The sequence below is a fragment of the Mycolicibacterium chlorophenolicum genome (assembly GCF_001044235.1).
Lineage (GTDB): Bacteria > Actinomycetota > Actinomycetes > Mycobacteriales > Mycobacteriaceae > Mycobacterium > Mycobacterium chlorophenolicum.
The window spans coordinates 43,468-59,155 of the sequence record NZ_JYNL01000051.1 but is presented as its reverse complement, the minus strand read 5'-3'; the positions used below and the strand labels follow the sequence as shown (position 1 = coordinate 59,155).

Annotated in this window: 17 protein-coding genes; 13 read left to right on the top strand and 4 right to left on the bottom strand. The window is 67.8% G+C overall.

Annotation, left to right across the window (positions count from 1 at the left end; translation table 11 throughout):
- Positions 1-49 precede the first annotated feature (49 nt).
- On the bottom strand, positions 50-463 hold the full coding sequence (locus MCHLDSM_RS19970) for a DUF3060 domain-containing protein (protein ID WP_082168985.1): 414 nt from the start codon (positions 461-463) through the stop codon (positions 50-52).
- Between the two features lie 2 nt (positions 464-465).
- Positions 466-792 carry a DUF3060 domain-containing protein gene (locus tag MCHLDSM_RS19965; RefSeq protein WP_048471740.1) on the bottom strand — a complete coding sequence of 109 codons (327 nt, stop codon included), beginning with the start codon at positions 790-792 and terminating at the stop codon, positions 466-468.
- A 105-nt stretch (positions 793-897) separates the two neighbouring features.
- Between MCHLDSM_RS19965 and MCHLDSM_RS19960 the strand changes: the two genes are divergently transcribed.
- The 10 genes from MCHLDSM_RS19960 to MCHLDSM_RS19915 all read left to right on the top strand — a co-directional run bounded on the left by MCHLDSM_RS19960 (position 898) and on the right by MCHLDSM_RS19915 (position 9,948).
- A complete protein-coding gene (locus MCHLDSM_RS19960) occupies positions 898-1,434 on the top strand; it encodes a DUF3558 domain-containing protein (RefSeq protein ID WP_048471665.1) in 537 nt (178 codons plus the stop codon).
- A 1-nt stretch (position 1,435) separates the two neighbouring features.
- Positions 1,436-1,963 carry a DUF3558 domain-containing protein gene (locus MCHLDSM_RS19955; RefSeq protein WP_048471664.1) on the top strand — a complete coding sequence of 176 codons (528 nt, stop codon included), beginning with the start codon at positions 1,436-1,438 and terminating at the stop codon, positions 1,961-1,963.
- Positions 1,964-2,021: 58 nt separating this feature from the next.
- Positions 2,022-2,597: a TetR/AcrR family transcriptional regulator gene (locus tag MCHLDSM_RS19950; RefSeq protein ID WP_048471663.1), complete on the top strand. Its 576-nt coding sequence runs from the start codon at positions 2,022-2,024 to the stop codon at positions 2,595-2,597.
- Between the two features lie 271 nt (positions 2,598-2,868).
- Positions 2,869-3,243 (top strand): 30S ribosomal protein S12, encoded by a 375-nt coding sequence (rpsL, locus tag MCHLDSM_RS19945; RefSeq protein ID WP_003929602.1) that lies wholly within the window; start codon positions 2,869-2,871, stop codon positions 3,241-3,243.
- A complete protein-coding gene (rpsG, locus tag MCHLDSM_RS19940) occupies positions 3,243-3,713 on the top strand; it encodes a 30S ribosomal protein S7 (protein WP_043405699.1) in 471 nt (156 codons plus the stop codon). The genes rpsL and rpsG overlap by 1 nt, the downstream gene beginning before the upstream one ends.
- A 79-nt stretch (positions 3,714-3,792) precedes the next feature.
- Positions 3,793-5,895 carry an elongation factor G gene (gene fusA / locus MCHLDSM_RS19935; RefSeq protein WP_048416413.1) on the top strand — a complete coding sequence of 701 codons (2,103 nt, stop codon included), beginning with the start codon at positions 3,793-3,795 and terminating at the stop codon, positions 5,893-5,895.
- Positions 5,896-5,996: 101 nt separating this feature from the next.
- On the top strand, positions 5,997-7,187 hold the full coding sequence (tuf, locus tag MCHLDSM_RS19930) for an elongation factor Tu (RefSeq protein ID WP_048471662.1): 1,191 nt from the start codon (positions 5,997-5,999) through the stop codon (positions 7,185-7,187).
- 220 nt (positions 7,188-7,407) lie between these two features.
- Positions 7,408-8,196 carry a cutinase family protein gene (locus MCHLDSM_RS19925; protein WP_048471739.1) on the top strand — a complete coding sequence of 263 codons (789 nt, stop codon included), beginning with the start codon at positions 7,408-7,410 and terminating at the stop codon, positions 8,194-8,196.
- A gap of 34 nt (positions 8,197-8,230) precedes the next feature.
- The gene (locus MCHLDSM_RS19920; protein WP_048471661.1) at positions 8,231-9,055 is read left to right on the top strand and encodes an SHOCT domain-containing protein; all 825 of its coding nucleotides are present in this window, start codon (positions 8,231-8,233) and stop codon (positions 9,053-9,055) included.
- Between the two features lie 59 nt (positions 9,056-9,114).
- Positions 9,115-9,948: a mycofactocin-coupled SDR family oxidoreductase gene (locus tag MCHLDSM_RS19915; protein WP_048471738.1), complete on the top strand. Its 834-nt coding sequence runs from the start codon at positions 9,115-9,117 to the stop codon at positions 9,946-9,948.
- On the opposite strand, the gene rocD is transcribed toward MCHLDSM_RS19915, so the two are convergent.
- Both rocD and ddaH read right to left on the bottom strand, forming a co-directional pair.
- Positions 9,945-11,165 (bottom strand): ornithine--oxo-acid transaminase, encoded by a 1,221-nt coding sequence (gene rocD, locus MCHLDSM_RS19910; protein ID WP_048471660.1) that lies wholly within the window; start codon positions 11,163-11,165, stop codon positions 9,945-9,947. The genes MCHLDSM_RS19915 and rocD overlap by 4 nt on opposite strands.
- The gene (gene ddaH / locus MCHLDSM_RS19905) at positions 11,162-12,010 is read right to left on the bottom strand and encodes a dimethylargininase (protein ID WP_082168991.1); all 849 of its coding nucleotides are present in this window, start codon (positions 12,008-12,010) and stop codon (positions 11,162-11,164) included. Before ddaH ends, rocD begins: the two co-directional genes overlap by 4 nt.
- 121 nt (positions 12,011-12,131) lie before the next feature.
- Between ddaH and MCHLDSM_RS19900 the strand changes: the two genes are divergently transcribed.
- The 3 genes from MCHLDSM_RS19900 (at position 12,132) to MCHLDSM_RS19890 (ending at position 15,686) form a co-directional block, all read left to right on the top strand.
- Positions 12,132-12,578: an Rv2324 family transcriptional regulator gene (locus MCHLDSM_RS19900; RefSeq protein WP_048471658.1), complete on the top strand. Its 447-nt coding sequence runs from the start codon at positions 12,132-12,134 to the stop codon at positions 12,576-12,578.
- 56 nt (positions 12,579-12,634) lie between these two features.
- Positions 12,635-13,807: an NAD(P)/FAD-dependent oxidoreductase gene (locus MCHLDSM_RS19895; protein ID WP_048471657.1), complete on the top strand. Its 1,173-nt coding sequence runs from the start codon at positions 12,635-12,637 to the stop codon at positions 13,805-13,807.
- A 184-nt stretch (positions 13,808-13,991) separates the two neighbouring features.
- A complete protein-coding gene (locus tag MCHLDSM_RS19890; RefSeq protein WP_048471656.1) occupies positions 13,992-15,686 on the top strand; it encodes an HNH endonuclease signature motif containing protein in 1,695 nt (564 codons plus the stop codon).
- Positions 15,687-15,688 lie beyond the last annotated feature (2 nt).

The following is a 15,688-nucleotide window of genomic DNA, read 5'->3' as shown; positions in this document are numbered from 1 at the left end:
AACGACCCGCGATCGCGTGAAACGCCGCCGCGAAGTCGGGCAGCGCGACCTACCCCTTGTTGATCGTGTTGTTGCTGCCGGTGTCGTTGACCTTCGGGTCGCCGTCGCGGTAGGTGACGGTGTTGTTCAGTCCCACCACCGACAGTTCGGCGTCGACCCGGTCGAACGTGATCTTGTTGTCGGCCCCGCCGATGTTGACGTTCGCACAGGTGCCCGTCACGGTCAGCGTGTTGTTCGAGCCGCCCACGTTGAGGGATTTCCCGTCGGCGCAGTCGATGTCGGCCGTCGTGCCGAACGATCCGTAGTTGATCGTGTTGCCGATCTCGATCTGCGCGCCGGAGGAGCCGGCCGTGGCCGTCGGCCTGTCGCTGTCGGAACTGGTGGACCCGCATGCGGAGAGTCCGAACGTGGCTGCTGACAGCGCTGCGACACCGACACCGGCGAGTACTCGAGGGGGATACACGCTCAGGCGGGTACCCGATCGATGCGGTTTGTCATCCCGAGTTCGCGACCGCGGTCCCAGACGATCGGCGCGCCGTTCTTGTAGAACACCGTCTGGTCATAGCCGTAGACCGTGACGTCGTTGATGACGTTGTCGGCCACGATCACGTTCGAGGACCCCTGCACCGTCACCGCCCAGCAGGTTCCGACCGCGGTGATCTGATTGCCGGTCCCCACCACGATGAGGGTCGCGTTGTTGCAGTCGATGGTGCGGGAGACGCCCTGGCCGGTGATGTGGGTGTCACCGTTCTTGGCCTGCGCCGGCGGACTCAGCGTCAGCACCGCGGACATCGTCAGCACGCACGCGGCCAGCACTCGTCCCGTTGTGGTCACACCGGCAGCCTACGACGTCGGACGAGTCGCCACAGCCAGTTGTGCTGGGTACCGTGAGCTGCGATGCGCCGACGTGTCCTCGAAGTCCTCACCGTTGCTGTCCTGGGGGCCGCGACCGCTGGGGGCTGCGCGCAGACCGTCGAAGGCGTGGCACAACGCGAGGACGGAACCGTTCCCGACCCCGACCGCACCTACGGCTACGTCGACGACCGCTGCGGACTGCTCGACGACAGCACGGTGCAGGCGACGTTGGGCGCAGCCGAGGTCATCCGGCCCTACAGCGGTGCGGTGTGCCAGTACATCCTGTCCCGCCCTGGCTCCGGCACGATCGACGTGACGTTCTCGTGGTTCGACACCGGCAATCTGGCCCGCGAACACGACCTGGCCGCGCGGCGCGGCGCCGTCGTAAAGGACACCGTCGTGGAACGGCATCAGGCGTTCTCCGCACGCCGCGACGTCACCGGCGCCGCCTGCTCGGCCACCGCGGCGGCCGGTACCGGGGTGCTCAGCTGGTGGGTGCAGTACCGCGGCCAGAAGACGGGCGACCCGTGCGTCGACGCGCAGAAGCTCCTCACGGCCACCCTGCGCTCGGACATGTGAGATGACCGCCGTCCGCCTCGTCGCCGGGCTCTGCCTGACGCTGACCCTGGCCGCCTGCTCCGGCGCCGAGCGTTCGGCCGAGCCGTCGTCCGACGGCGGCTCGGGCACGGCCGGGGGCGGGTTCCGCAGCGTGGACTGCAACGGCATCACCGACGCCGACGTGGCCAAGGCCGCGGGATCGAACCTGTTCACCCCCGCCGTGGTCAGTAACGCCGGGTGCTTCTGGCAGGAGAACACCATGATCGGCAACGTCGGGGCCGGCATGGGCATCTCGACGTGGTGGTACCGCGGCAGCGACATGGACACCGAGCGTGAACTCGAGCAGCAGGCCGGCCGCACGCTGACCGAGCTCGCGATCGACGGGAACAAGGGCTTCAAGGCGTCCGACGACTCGGCGTGCAGCATCTACGTGGCCAAGGGCGGCGACGTCATCACGTGGTCGATCCAGACGATGAACTCGGAGACCCTGCCGGATCTGTGCACGATCGTCGGTCAACTCGCGCAGCTCAGCCAGGAACGGGTGAACTAGAGTCTCTCGTCGACCCTCGTAGCGTTCGGGTCGGCCGCGGCGAAGGGGGAACCACGAGATGGCAACTCGGCCGCCGCGCACGGCGAAGCTGAGCCGCGAGGCCATCGTCAACGCCGCGCTGACCTTCCTGGACCGCGAGGGCTGGGACGCGCTCACCATCAACGCGCTGGCCAACCAACTCGGCACCAAGGGTCCGTCGCTGTACAACCACGTGCACAGCCTCGACGATCTGCGCCGCTCGGTGCGGATGCGCGTGGTCGGCGACATCATCGACATGCTCAACACCGTCGGCCAGGGCCGCACGCCCGACGATGCGGTGATGGTGATGGCCGGTGCCTACCGCAGCTACGCGCACCACCACCCGGGCCGGTACTCGGCGTTCACCCGGATGCCGCTCGGCGGGGACGACCCGGAGTTCACCGAGGCCACGCACGCCGCGGCCGCGCCGGTGATCGCGGTCCTGTCCGCCTACGGCCTGGACCAGGAGTCGGCATTCTTCGCCGCCCTGGAGTTCTGGTCGGCCATGCACGGGTTCGTGCTGCTGGAGATGACCGGGGTGATGAGCGGCCTCGACACCGACGCGGTGTTCAGCGACATGGTGATGCGGCTGGCCGCCGGCATGCGGCACCGGTGACGGGTCGCAGCGACAGCTGCGCAGGTCAGCGGGTTTTGTCGAGGTCCGCGGCCCTGGTATTGTGGACCGTCGTGCCTGGCAGATAAGGCGCTTGAGGCTTGACTGAGTCACAAGCACGCCTGCACGCCGGGCCACTTTGCATGTCTAGCGCCGCGGGCGCCTTGGAAATTACTCCGAGATTCACGCGGCGGCCGCATGCGACACGCCCGGATGCGGGGTAGCCCGCGACACGAAACTTAAAGAAGACGCAAGCAACACAGGAAGCCGGTACATGCCAACCATCAACCAGCTGGTCCGTAAGGGTCGCCGCGACAAGATCGCCAAGGTGAAGACCGCGGCGCTGAAGGGCAGCCCGCAGCGTCGCGGTGTGTGCACCCGCGTGTACACCACGACCCCGAAGAAGCCGAACTCGGCACTTCGCAAGGTCGCGCGTGTGCGACTGACCAGCGCGGTCGAGGTCACCGCCTACATCCCGGGTGAGGGCCACAACCTGCAGGAGCACTCGATGGTGCTCGTGCGCGGCGGTCGTGTGAAGGACCTTCCGGGTGTGCGCTACAAGATCATCCGCGGCTCGCTGGACACCCAGGGCGTGAAGAACCGCAAGCAGGCCCGCAGCCGTTACGGCGCGAAGAAGGAGAAGAGCTGATGCCGCGCAAGGGACCGGCGCCCAAGCGTCCGTTGGTCAACGACCCCGTCTACGGCTCGCAGCTGGTCACCCAGCTCGTGAACAAGGTGCTGCTGGACGGGAAGAAATCACTGGCCGAGCGCATTGTCTATGGTGCGCTCGAACAGGCCCGGGACAAGACCGGCACTGATCCGGTGGTCACGCTCAAGCGGGCCATGGACAACGTCAAGCCCTCGCTCGAGGTCCGCAGCCGCCGCGTCGGTGGCGCCACCTACCAGGTTCCGGTCGAGGTTCGTCCGGACCGCTCGGTGACCCTGGCGCTGCGCTGGCTGGTCAGCTTCTCCAAGCAACGCCGCGAGAAGACCATGGTCGAGCGTCTGGCCAACGAGATCCTCGATGCCAGCAACGGCCTGGGTGCCGCGGTCAAGCGCCGCGAGGACACCCACAAGATGGCCGAGGCCAACCGCGCCTTCGCGCATTACCGCTGGTGATTGCACACCCTGCAGTCACTGAGGACCGCAGGGCGCAACTGAACACCCGACAAGCAAGCGAAAGAGTGGGAATCTAGCCGTGGCACAGGACGTGCTGACCGACCTCACGAAGGTCCGCAACATCGGCATCATGGCGCACATCGATGCCGGCAAGACGACGACGACCGAGCGCATCCTCTACTACACCGGTATCAGCTACAAGATCGGTGAGGTGCACGACGGTGCCGCCACGATGGACTGGATGGAGCAGGAGCAGGAGCGAGGGATCACGATCACCTCGGCTGCCACCACCTGCTTCTGGAACGACAACCAGATCAACATCATCGACACCCCGGGCCACGTCGACTTCACGGTCGAGGTGGAGCGTTCGCTGCGTGTCCTCGACGGTGCCGTAGCCGTCTTCGACGGCAAGGAAGGCGTGGAGCCGCAGTCCGAGCAGGTCTGGCGGCAGGCCGACAAGTACGACGTGCCGCGCATCTGCTTCGTCAACAAGATGGACAAGCTGGGCGCCGACTTCTACTTCTCGGTGCGCACGATGGAGGAGCGCCTCGGCGCCAACGTCATCCCGATCCAGCTGCCCATCGGCTCGGAGGGTGACTTCTCCGGCGTCGTCGACCTGGTCGAGATGAAGGCCAAGGTGTGGAGCGCCGAGGCCAAGCTCGGCGAGAAGTACGACGTCGTCGACATCCCGGCCGATCTGCAGGAGAAGGCCGACGAGTACCGCACCAAGCTGCTCGAGGCGGTCGCCGAGACCGACGAGGCCCTGCTGGAGAAGTACTTCGGCGGCGAAGAGCTCACGATCGAGGAGATCAAGGGCGCGCTGCGCAAGCTGACGATCAGCTCGCAGGCCTACCTCGTGCTGTGCGGCTCGGCGTTCAAGAACAAGGGCGTGCAGCCCATGCTCGACGCGGTGATCGACTACCTGCCGTCGCCGCTGGACGTGCCGCCCGCCGAGGGTCACGCTCCCAACAAGGAAGACGAGCTGATCACCCGCAAGCCGTCGACCGACGAGCCGTTCTCGGCGCTGGCGTTCAAGGTCGCCACGCACCCGTTCTTCGGCAAGCTGACCTACGTGCGCGTGTACTCCGGCACCGTCGAGTCGGGCAGCCAGGTCATCAACGCGACCAAGGGCAAGAAGGAGCGGCTGGGCAAGCTGTTCCAGATGCACTCCAACAAGGAGAACCCTGTCGAGCGTGCGTCGGCCGGCCACATCTACGCCGTGATCGGTCTGAAGGACACCACGACCGGTGACACGCTGAGCGACCCGAACCAGCAGATCGTGCTGGAGTCGATGACGTTCCCGGATCCGGTCATCGAGGTGGCCATCGAGCCGAAGACCAAGAGCGACCAGGAGAAGCTGGGCACCGCGATCCAGAAGCTCGCCGAAGAGGACCCGACCTTCAAGGTGCACCTGGACCAGGAGACCGGCCAGACCGTCATCGGCGGCATGGGCGAGCTGCACCTGGACATCCTGGTAGACCGGATGCGTCGCGAGTTCAAGGTCGAGGCCAACGTCGGCAAGCCGCAGGTGGCCTACCGCGAGACGATCAAGCGCAAGGTCGAGAAGGTCGAGTTCACCCACAAGAAGCAGACGGGTGGCTCCGGTCAGTTCGCCAAGGTGCTCATCGACCTCGAGCCGTTCAGCGGCGAGGACGGGGCGACCTACGAGTTCGAGAACAAGGTCACCGGTGGCCGCATCCCGCGCGAGTACATCCCGTCGGTGGACGCCGGTGCGCAGGACGCCATGCAGTACGGCGTGCTGGCCGGCTACCCGCTGGTGAACCTGAAGGTCACCCTGCTCGACGGCGCGTTCCACGAGGTCGACTCGTCGGAAATGGCGTTCAAGGTGGCCGGCTCGCAGGTGCTGAAGAAGGCCGCGCAGGCCGCGCAGCCCGTCATCCTGGAGCCCATCATGGCCGTCGAGGTCACCACCCCCGAGGACTACATGGGTGACGTGATCGGCGACCTGAACTCCCGCCGTGGTCAGATCCAGGCCATGGAAGAGCGCAGCGGTGCGCGCGTCGTCAAGGCGCAGGTGCCGCTGTCGGAGATGTTCGGCTATGTCGGCGACCTCCGGTCGAAGACCCAGGGCCGGGCGAACTACTCCATGGTGTTCGACTCGTACGCCGAGGTTCCGGCGAACGTGTCGAAGGAGATCATCGCGAAGGCGACGGGTCAGTAACCTGACCTGCCGCCAACGCGGAGAACCACAACTGCAAAGATCAAAATCCTGCTTCAGACCTAGAACGAGGAAGCACCAACACAGTCCAGGAGGACAACACAGTGGCGAAGGCGAAGTTCGAGCGGACGAAGCCGCACGTCAACATCGGGACCATCGGTCACGTTGACCACGGCAAGACCACGCTGACTGCAGCAATCACCAAGGTTCTGCACGACAAGTACCCCGATTTGAATGAGTCGCGCGCATTCGACCAGATCGACAATGCGCCCGAGGAGCGTCAGCGCGGTATCACGATCAACATCTCCCACGTGGAGTACCAGACCGAGAAGCGTCACTACGCACACGTCGACGCCCCCGGCCACGCTGACTACATCAAGAACATGATCACCGGTGCCGCCCAGATGGACGGCGCGATCCTGGTGGTCGCCGCCACCGACGGCCCGATGCCGCAGACCCGCGAGCATGTGCTGCTCGCCCGCCAGGTCGGCGTGCCCTACATCCTGGTCGCCCTGAACAAGTCCGACATGGTCGACGACGAGGAACTCCTCGAGCTCGTCGAGATGGAGGTCCGCGAACTGCTGGCCGCGCAGGACTTCGACGAGGAGGCCCCGGTCGTCCGCGTCTCGGCGCTCAAGGCCCTCGAGGGCGACGCCCAGTGGGTCAAGTCCGTCGAGGACCTGATGGAGGCCGTCGACGAGTCCATCCCGGACCCGGTCCGTGAGACGGACAAGCCGTTCCTGATGCCCGTCGAGGACGTCTTCACCATCACCGGCCGCGGTACCGTGGTCACCGGTCGTGTGGAGCGCGGCGTGATCAACGTGAACGAGGAAGTCGAGATCGTCGGCATCCGCCCGGGCGTCACCAAGACCACCGTCACCGGTGTCGAGATGTTCCGCAAGCTGCTCGATCAGGGCCAGGCCGGTGACAACGTCGGTCTGCTGGTGCGTGGTATCAAGCGCGAGGACGTCGAGCGCGGCCAGGTCATCGTCAAGCCGGGCACGACCACCCCGCACACCGAGTTCGAGGGCAGCGTCTACATCCTGTCCAAGGACGAGGGTGGCCGCCACACGCCGTTCTTCAACAACTACCGTCCGCAGTTCTACTTCCGGACCACGGACGTGACCGGCGTGGTGACCCTGCCCGAGGGCACCGAGATGGTGATGCCCGGTGACAACACCGACATCTCCGTCAAGCTGATCCAGCCCGTCGCCATGGACGAGGGCCTGCGCTTCGCGATCCGCGAGGGCGGCCGTACCGTCGGCGCCGGCCGCGTGTCGAAGATCATCAAGTGATCTAGGTTCACGCCAACGAAAGTGGCGCTCACTCCTTGGGGTGGGCGCCACTTTTGCGTCCGGAGCAGCTGTAACACCAGCGACGCGGCCGACGATGTACTGTACGGCGGCGGTCGAGGGGTCCGCCGCCTTCACTTTGTCGTGGTGTGGGCCAGAGGATCATTCGTTGAGTACACGTATTTCGACTTTCGCAGTCGCCGCCCTCGTGGGCGGCGCCGCCATGTTCGGCCTGTCGGCCGGCACCGCCTCCGCACAGCCGGCCTGCCCGGACGTGCACTGGATGGGAGCCGCCGGTTCGGGTGAGCGCACCCCCGCCGACATCGTCGCCGATGACGGCATGGGCCGGGTGGTCAACAAGTCCTACCGGGACTTCGCCGGGCTGGTGCAGAGCAGTGGCCGCACGATCACCGCCGAGGCCGTCGAGTATCCCGCCGTCCCGGTCCCCGCCGACGGCGGCGCGATGGGCTGGCTCGGCTTCATGGGCAGCGTCGACACCGGGGCCGCAGCGCTGGCCTCGCAGTACGCGGCGTTTGTCGCGCAGTGCCCGACGACCCAGGTGGTGCTGGCCGGCTACTCGCAGGGCGCGATGGTGGTGCACCGCAACCTGGCGGCGCTCGAGACCAGCCCGAACCTGGCCGCGGCGCTGCTGGTCGCCGACGGTGACCGCCAGCCCGCGGATCCGACCCTGAACCTCGGCTCCGTCACCGCGGTGCCCGGCCGGGGCAAGGGTGTCGCCCAGGACTGGCCGATCCTCGCCCATGCGCCTGCCCCGCTGACCCCGACGATGGGCGCCCGCACGATCAGCGTCTGCGATCTCGGGGACGCCGTCTGCGACTACGACCCCGACGCCGAGGACGACATGAACCCGGCCGCGGTCGCGGTGCACACCAGCTACGCGCGCAACGCGTCGGCCATGGACGCCTGGACGGCACCGCTGTTCCGTCTGGTGCAGAGTCGGCCGGTCGCGGTTCCGGACGCCAATCCGATGCAGGTGGCCGCCGGATCCTGACCGGGGACGGCCGGCTGGGGTCATAATCTGACCCGTGTCGACTTTCTGGCGGTATGTCCGGGTTCAGCTGTTCGTCCTGCTGTGCGGCATCGTCGGGCCGATCTTCCTGGTCATCTACTTCGCGACGGGCGCCGATCCGCTCCTGAAGTGGATGTTCTGGACGGGTCTGCTCATCACGGCCGTCGACGTCCTGATCGCGCTGGGCATCACCAGCGCCGGGACGCGGAAGGCTGCCAAAACCCAGGCGCTCGAGGCCACCGGCGTGCTCGCACTGGCTCAGGTGGTCGGCATCCAGGAGACCAACACGCGCATCAACGAGCAACCCCTGGTCAAGATCAACCTGCAGGTCTCGGGGCCGGGCATCACCCCGTTCTCGACGCAGGACACGGTGATCGCGTCGGTGAGCCGGCTGCCGATGATCACCAGCCGCAAGTTGGTCGCCCTCGTCGACCCCGCCACCAACGACTACCAGATCGACTGGGAGCGCAGCGCTCTGGTGAGCGGCATGATGCCCGCGACGTTCACCGTGGCCGAGGACAACCGCACCTACGACCTGACCGGCCAGACCGAGCCGTTGATGGAGATCCTGCAGGTGCTCAAGGCCAACGGCATCGGTATGGACAGCATGATCGACCTGCGGGCCAACCCGGCGGCCCGCGCACAGGTGCAGGCCATCGTCCGGCGCGCCGGCGCGCAGCACGCCCCGCCGCCCCCAGTGCCGGCCGGGGCGCCGCCGATGCCCTCGCCCGAACCGACGACGGCGCAGCGCCTCCAGGAACTGGAGACGCTGCGGGCCACCGGGTCGATCACCGACGCCGAGTACGCCGCCAAACGGCAGCAGATCATCGCCGACCTGTAGACATCTAGAACGCGTTCTAGTTCTGCTGTTAGCCTGACCCGGTGACCTCTGATGCACCCCTGGAAGGCCGCGTCGCGCTGGTGACCGGAGCGGCGCGCGGGCAGGGCCGCGCGCACGCCGTCCGGTTGGCCGGCGACGGCGCCGACATCGTCGCGATCGACATCTGCAAGCCGGTGTCGGACACCGTCACCTACCCGATGCCGACGGCCGACGATCTGGCCGAGACCGCGCGCCTGGTCGAGGAGGCGGGCCGCAAGGTGATCGCCCGGGAGATCGACATCCGCGATCTGGGCGCGCAACAGCAGCTGGTGGCCGACGCCATGGAACAGTTCGGCCGGCTCGACATCGTGGTGGCCAACGCCGGCATCCTCAGCTGGGGCCGGATCTGGGAGATGTCCGAGGAGCAGTGGGACACCGTCATCGACGTGAACCTCAACGGCACCTGGCGCACGATCAAGGCGGCGGTGCCCGCGATGATCGAGGCCGGCAACGGCGGGTCGATCATCATCGTCAGCTCGTCGGCAGGCACCAAGGCCACCCCGGGCAACGCGCACTACTCGGCGTCCAAGCACGGCCTGGTGGCGCTGACCAACGCACTGGCGATCGAGGCGGGGGAGTTCGGGATCCGGGTCAACTCCATCCACCCCTACTCGATCGACACGCCGATGGTGCAGCCCGAGGCGATGATGGAGATCTTCGGCAAGTATCCCGCGTTCCTGCACAGCTTTTCGCCGATGCCGTACCACCCGGTGAACCATCAGGGCAAGAAGGGACTCAAGGAGTTCATGACGCCCGAGGAGGTGTCCGACGTGGTCGCGTGGCTGGCGGGGGACGGGTCGGCGACGATCTCCGGCTCGCAGATCGCCGTCGACCGCGGCACCGCCAAGTACTAGCGGGCCAGCACCTCGGCCAGTTGGTCCACAGCCCAGTCGATTTCGTCGGCGGTGATGACGAGTGGCGGGGCGAAGCGCAGCGTGGAACCGTGGGTGTCCTTGACCAGCACCCCGCGTTCGGCCAGGCGTAGGCTGATCTGCTTGCCGGTGCCGTGCACGGGGTCGATGTCCACCCCGGCCCACATGCCCTTGCCGCGCACCTCGAGCACGCCGCGTCCGATCAACTCGTTCAGGCGGGCGTGCAGGTGCACGCCGAGTTCGGCTGCGTGCCGCTGGAATTCGCCGCCGGCCAGGATGTCGACCACGGTGGTGCCGACGGCCGCCGCCAACGGGTTACCCCCGAATGTCGAGCCGTGCTCGCCCGGATGCAGGACGCCGAGCACGTCCCGGTCGGCGACCACCGCCGAGAGGGGGACCACTCCGCCGCCGAGCGCCTTGCCCAGCAGGTAGATGTCCGGCACCACGTTCCAGTGGTCGCACGCGAACGTCCGGCCCGTGCGAGCCAGACCGGACTGGATCTCGTCGGCGATCATCAGCACATTGCGCTCGGTGCACAGCGCGCGCACCCGCGGCAGGTAGTCCTCGGGCGGCACGATGATGCCGGCCTCGCCCTGGATCGGTTCGAGCAACACGGCGACGGTGTTCTCGTCGATCGCCCGGGCCAGCGCGTCGGCGTCCCCGAACGGTACCGACCGGAAACCCGGTGTGTACGGACCGAATCCGCGCCGGGCGGTCTCGTCGTCGGAGAAGCTGATGATCGTCGTGGTGCGGCCGTGGAAGTTGTTCTGCGCCACCACGATGTTCGAGGTCCCCGCGGGCACCCCCTTGACGTCGACACCCCACTTGCGCGCCACCTTGATGCCGCTCTCGACGGCCTCGGCGCCGCTGTTCATCGGCAGCACCATGTCCTTGCCGCACAGCTCGGCCAGCGCGGCGCAGAACGGTGCCAGCCGGTCGGAGTGGAACGCGCGGCTGACCAGCGTCACCAGATCCAGCTGGGCGTGTGCGGTCGCGATGATCGCGGGGTGCCGGTGGCCGAAGTTGACCGCCGAATACGCGGCCAGGCAGTCGAGATACCGCTTGCCCTCGACGTCGGTGATCCAGGCGCCGTCCGCGCTGGCGGCGACGACGGGCAGCGGCGAGTAGTTGTGCGCGACGCAGCGGTTGTCGAGGGCGATCGCGTCGGCGGTGTGTGTGGCGGCGTGCATCGCGGTCATGAATGTACCTCCAGGGTGCAGCATTTCACCGAGCCGCCGCCTTTTAGCAGCTCGGACAGGTCGACGCCGATCGGCCGGAAGCCGTTGTCGCGCAACTGATCGGCGAAGCCGGTGGCGGCGGCGGGCAGGACGACGTTGAGGCCGTCGGAGACGGCGTTGAGCCCGAGCACGTAGGCGTCGGCGGTGGCCACCTCGATGGCGTCGGGGAACAGTTCGCGCAGCGTGGTCCGGGAGTGCTCGTCGAACGCCGGCGGGTAGTAGGCGACGGTGGTGTCGTCCAGGACGGCGAGCGCGGTGTCGAGGTGGTAGAACCGCGGATCGACCAGTTCGAGGCCGACCAGCGGCATGCCGAGGTGCTCGGCGATCTCGTGGTGCGCCCGCCGGTCCGTGCGGAAGCCGTGGCCGGCCAGGATCATCGATCCGGCGAGCAGCAGATCACCCTGGCCTTCGTTGACGTGCCGGGTCTCGGTGGCGGCGAAGCCGTGGTCCGCCATCCATGCGGCGTAGGCGACGGCCTCGGCGGCCCGCTCCTGATAGGCGAAGCGCGCGACGACGGCCTTGCCGTTGACCACCATTCCGCCGTTGGCGGCGTAGACCATGTCGGGAAGGCCGGCGACGGGTGCGACGAGATCGACGGTGTGGCCGAGATCGAGATAGGTCTGGCGCAGCGCTTCCCATTGCGCGACGGCGCGGCCCGTGTCGACCGGGGTCGAGGTGTCCATCCACGGGTTGATGACGTACTCGACGGAGAAATACTCCGGGCACGTCATCACATACCGTCGGGGCCGGGCGGTGCGGGCGGGTGTGGTGTCCTGGGCCGGGGAGGTGGCGGTGGCGAGGTCCATCGTCATGGATCAACGATATTTCGGGCCGCTCGCGCAATCAATCAACACCTATTGCGTGTCTACCTGCTGTTTGTTGTGTCAGAATCGATCTTGCATTGTTTTGTTGCGTACAAGGAGTGATATGGATCGGCTGGACGCGACCGACGAGTTGATCCTCGCCGAACTCGCCGAGAACGCGCGCGCGACGTTCGCCGAGATCGGGCAGCGGGTGAACCTGTCGGCGCCCGCGGTGAAGCGTCGTGTCGACCGGATGCTCGACTCCGGCGTGATCCGCAACTTCACCACGGTGATCGACCGCAACGCGCTCGGGTGGACCACCGAGGCCTATGTCCAGGTGTTCTGCCACGGCACCATCGCTCCCGACCAGTTGCGCGCGGCGTGGCAGGACATCCCGGAGGTGGTCGGCGCGGCGACGGTGACCGGAACGGCCGATGCGATGCTGCATGTGCTGGCCCGGGACATGCGCCACCTCGAGGAGGCCCTGGAACGGATCCGCTCGAGCGCCGACATCGAACGCAGCGAGAGCATCGTGGTGCTGTCCAACATCATCGAGCGGGCGCGGGGCTGAGCGCCCACGCGTGGGGTGGCGCACAACGGATTCGCCCGATCGTGTAAAAAGCCCAGATGAGCACTTCAGGGGTCGTGATCGTCGGCGGCGGGCTGGCCGCCGCCCGCACCGCCGAGCAGCTGCGTCGTGCGGAGTTCTCCGGGCCGATCACCATCGTCAGCGACGAGGACCATCTGCCCTACGACCGGCCGCCGCTGTCGAAGGAGGTGCTGCGCGCCGAGACCGACGACGTCAGCCTGAAGCCGGCGGAGTTCTACGCCGAGAAGGACATCACGCTGCTGCTCGGAAACGGCGCCCGGTCGGTCGACACAGACGCCAAGACAGTGACGCTGGCCGACGGCAGCACGCTCGGATACGACGAGCTGGTGATCGCGACGGGCCTGGTACCCAAGCGGATTCGGTCGTTCCCCGACCTGCCGGGGATTCACGTGCTGCGCAACGTCGGCCAGAGCCTGGCGCTGCGCCGGGAGGCGGCCGACGCCCGCCGCGCCGTCGTGGTCGGCGCCGGCTTCATCGGCTGCGAGGTGGCGGCGAGCCTGCGCAGGCTCGGCGTGGACGTGGTGCTCGTCGAACCGCAGCCCGCACCGCTCGCGTCGGTGCTGGGGGAGAAGATCGGGGAGTTGGTGACCCGACTGCACCGGGCCGAGGGTGTCGACGTCCGGTGTGGCGTCGGCGTGTCCGAGGTGAGTGGCGACGACCGCGTGCGCTCGGTGACGCTGTCGGACGGCGAGCAGATCGACGCCGACATCGTCGTGGTGGGCATCGGCTCGCATCCGGCCACCGACTGGCTCGAGGGCAGCGGGATCGCCGTGGACAACGGTGTGGTGTGCGACGACGCCGGCCGCACCAGCGCACCGCACGTGTGGGCCATCGGCGACTGCGCGTCCTGGCGGGACGAGGTGAAAGGCCAAGTCCGCGTCGAGCATTGGAGCAACGTGGCGGATCAGGCCCGCGTGCTGGTGCCCGCGATGCTGGGCCAGGACGCACCCGCGGCCGTCTCGGTACCGTACTTCTGGAGCGACCAGTACGACGTCAAGATCCAGGCCCTCGGGGAACCGGAGGCCACCGACACCGTGCACATCGTCGAGGACGACGGGCGCAAGTTCCTGGCCTACTACGAGCGCGACGGTGTCGTGGTCGGCGTGGTCGGCGGCGGGTTCCCCGGCAAGGTGATGAAGGTGCGGGCCAAGATCGCCGCCGGCGCGCCGATCACCGACCTGCTGGGGTAGGTCTCACCCTTCTCGCGCGAGCGTGCGTGTCTGCGGCCGACACGCCTCCCTCGGCGGAGATTCCACGCACGCTCGGTGAGGCCGAAACTGTTGTGGCCCTGCGGTTATCCCCAATCCCGGATTCATCCACAGGCGGCCGAACTCGTGCGGCGGATTGTCGGCCCGCGCGGGCAGAATCGCACGTATGTTCGATCAGCTGTTCGTCGATGTCGCCGATGAGGCGCTGCTGGATGCGATCGAGCAGGCCGCGATCGAGGAAGCCCGAGCCTCCGCGCGGCGACTCGCCGCGATCGCCGAGCTGACCCACCGCACCGTCGATGACGACGATGAACGCTCCCGCTGGAGCTTCGATCTGTGGGCCGCCACCTCCGTCGACATCGGCGCCGCGCTGAGCATCGGACAGCGCCGCGCCTCGGGGCAGATGCGCATCGCGATGACCCTTCGCGACCGACTGCCCCGCGTCGCGGCGCTGTTCTGTGCCGGCCGCATCGATTTCCGGGTCATCTCGGAGCTGAGCTGGCGCACCCATCTGGTCGATGACCACCAGGTGCTGGCCATCATCGACGCCGAACTCGCCGAGCACGCTACGTCGTGGGGAGCGCTGTCCAAAGACAAGCTCATCGGCGCGGTCAACGCCGTCATCGAACGCTACGACCCCGACGCGGTCCGGCTGACCGCCATCGCGCTGCGCGAGCGCGACTTCCACATCGGCGCCCACGAGGACGGGGCGGAGACCACCTCGGTGTGGGGCCGGTTGATCGCCGCCGACGGCATCGCCGCCGAGCGGCGCATCCTGGCCATGATCGACGGCGTCTGCGCCAATGACCCGCGCAGCATCGGGCAACGCCGTTCCGAGGCCGCGGGCGCGTTGCTCAACGGCCGCACCCACCTGCCCTGCCGCTGCGGTTCCCCCGACTGCCCCCAAGCCGACACGCCGGCCCCGCAGTCGAACATCGTCATCCACGTCATCGCCGACCAGACCGCCCTCGACGCCGCCACAGCCCACGCCGCCGCAGACGCCAAAGGAGCAGGCGCCAAGGATTCCGCCGCTGTGACCAATGCTGCAGCCGGCACCGCCGAGGCCGCCGCCGAACCCGCCGCTAAGAGCGATGCCGTCGACGAGCCCGCCGCTGTGACCAATGCTGCAGCTGGCACTGCCGAGCCCGCCGCCGCCGAGCCCGCCGCCGAGACTGACGTCGAGACCGACTGCGCGCCGGCGCCATTGAAAGACACCGGGCTGGCGCTGCTGCCCGGGCTCACGGTCATGCCGACTGCGGCGTTGGCCGACGCGATCCGCGCCGGGGCGAAGGTCACCCCGCTGTGGCTGCCCGGGTCCGACCCCGAACCGCACTACCGCCCGTCGGCGCGGCTGGCCCAGTTCGTGCGGCTGCGCGATATGTTCTGCCGCTTCCCGGGCTGTGACGTCCCCGCCGAGCGCTGCGACATCGACCACAGCGAGCCCTGGCCCTACGGACCGACCCACCCGTCGAACATGAACTGCAAATGCCGCACCCACCATCTCGGCAAGACCTTCGCCGAGGGCTGGCGGGAAGTGCAATCACCCGACGGCACGATCACCTTCACAGCAGCCGACGGCCGCACCTACACCACCCGGCCCGGCTGCGCGCTGTTCTTTCCGACCTTCCCCGCCACCACCGCCGCTCTGCCACCCCCGCCACCGATACCCCCACCCGACCCGCAACGTATCGCCAAGATGCCTATCCGCCGACGCCTACGCAGCGCGGACGATGCCGCACGCATCAAAGCCGAACGCGCACACAACAAACAAGTCCGCGGGGCAGCCGGCGACGCCCACCGGGCAGCTCGGGATTCCGGGCCACCGGATCACACTCCCGGCCGTGACGAACCACCGTTCTGACC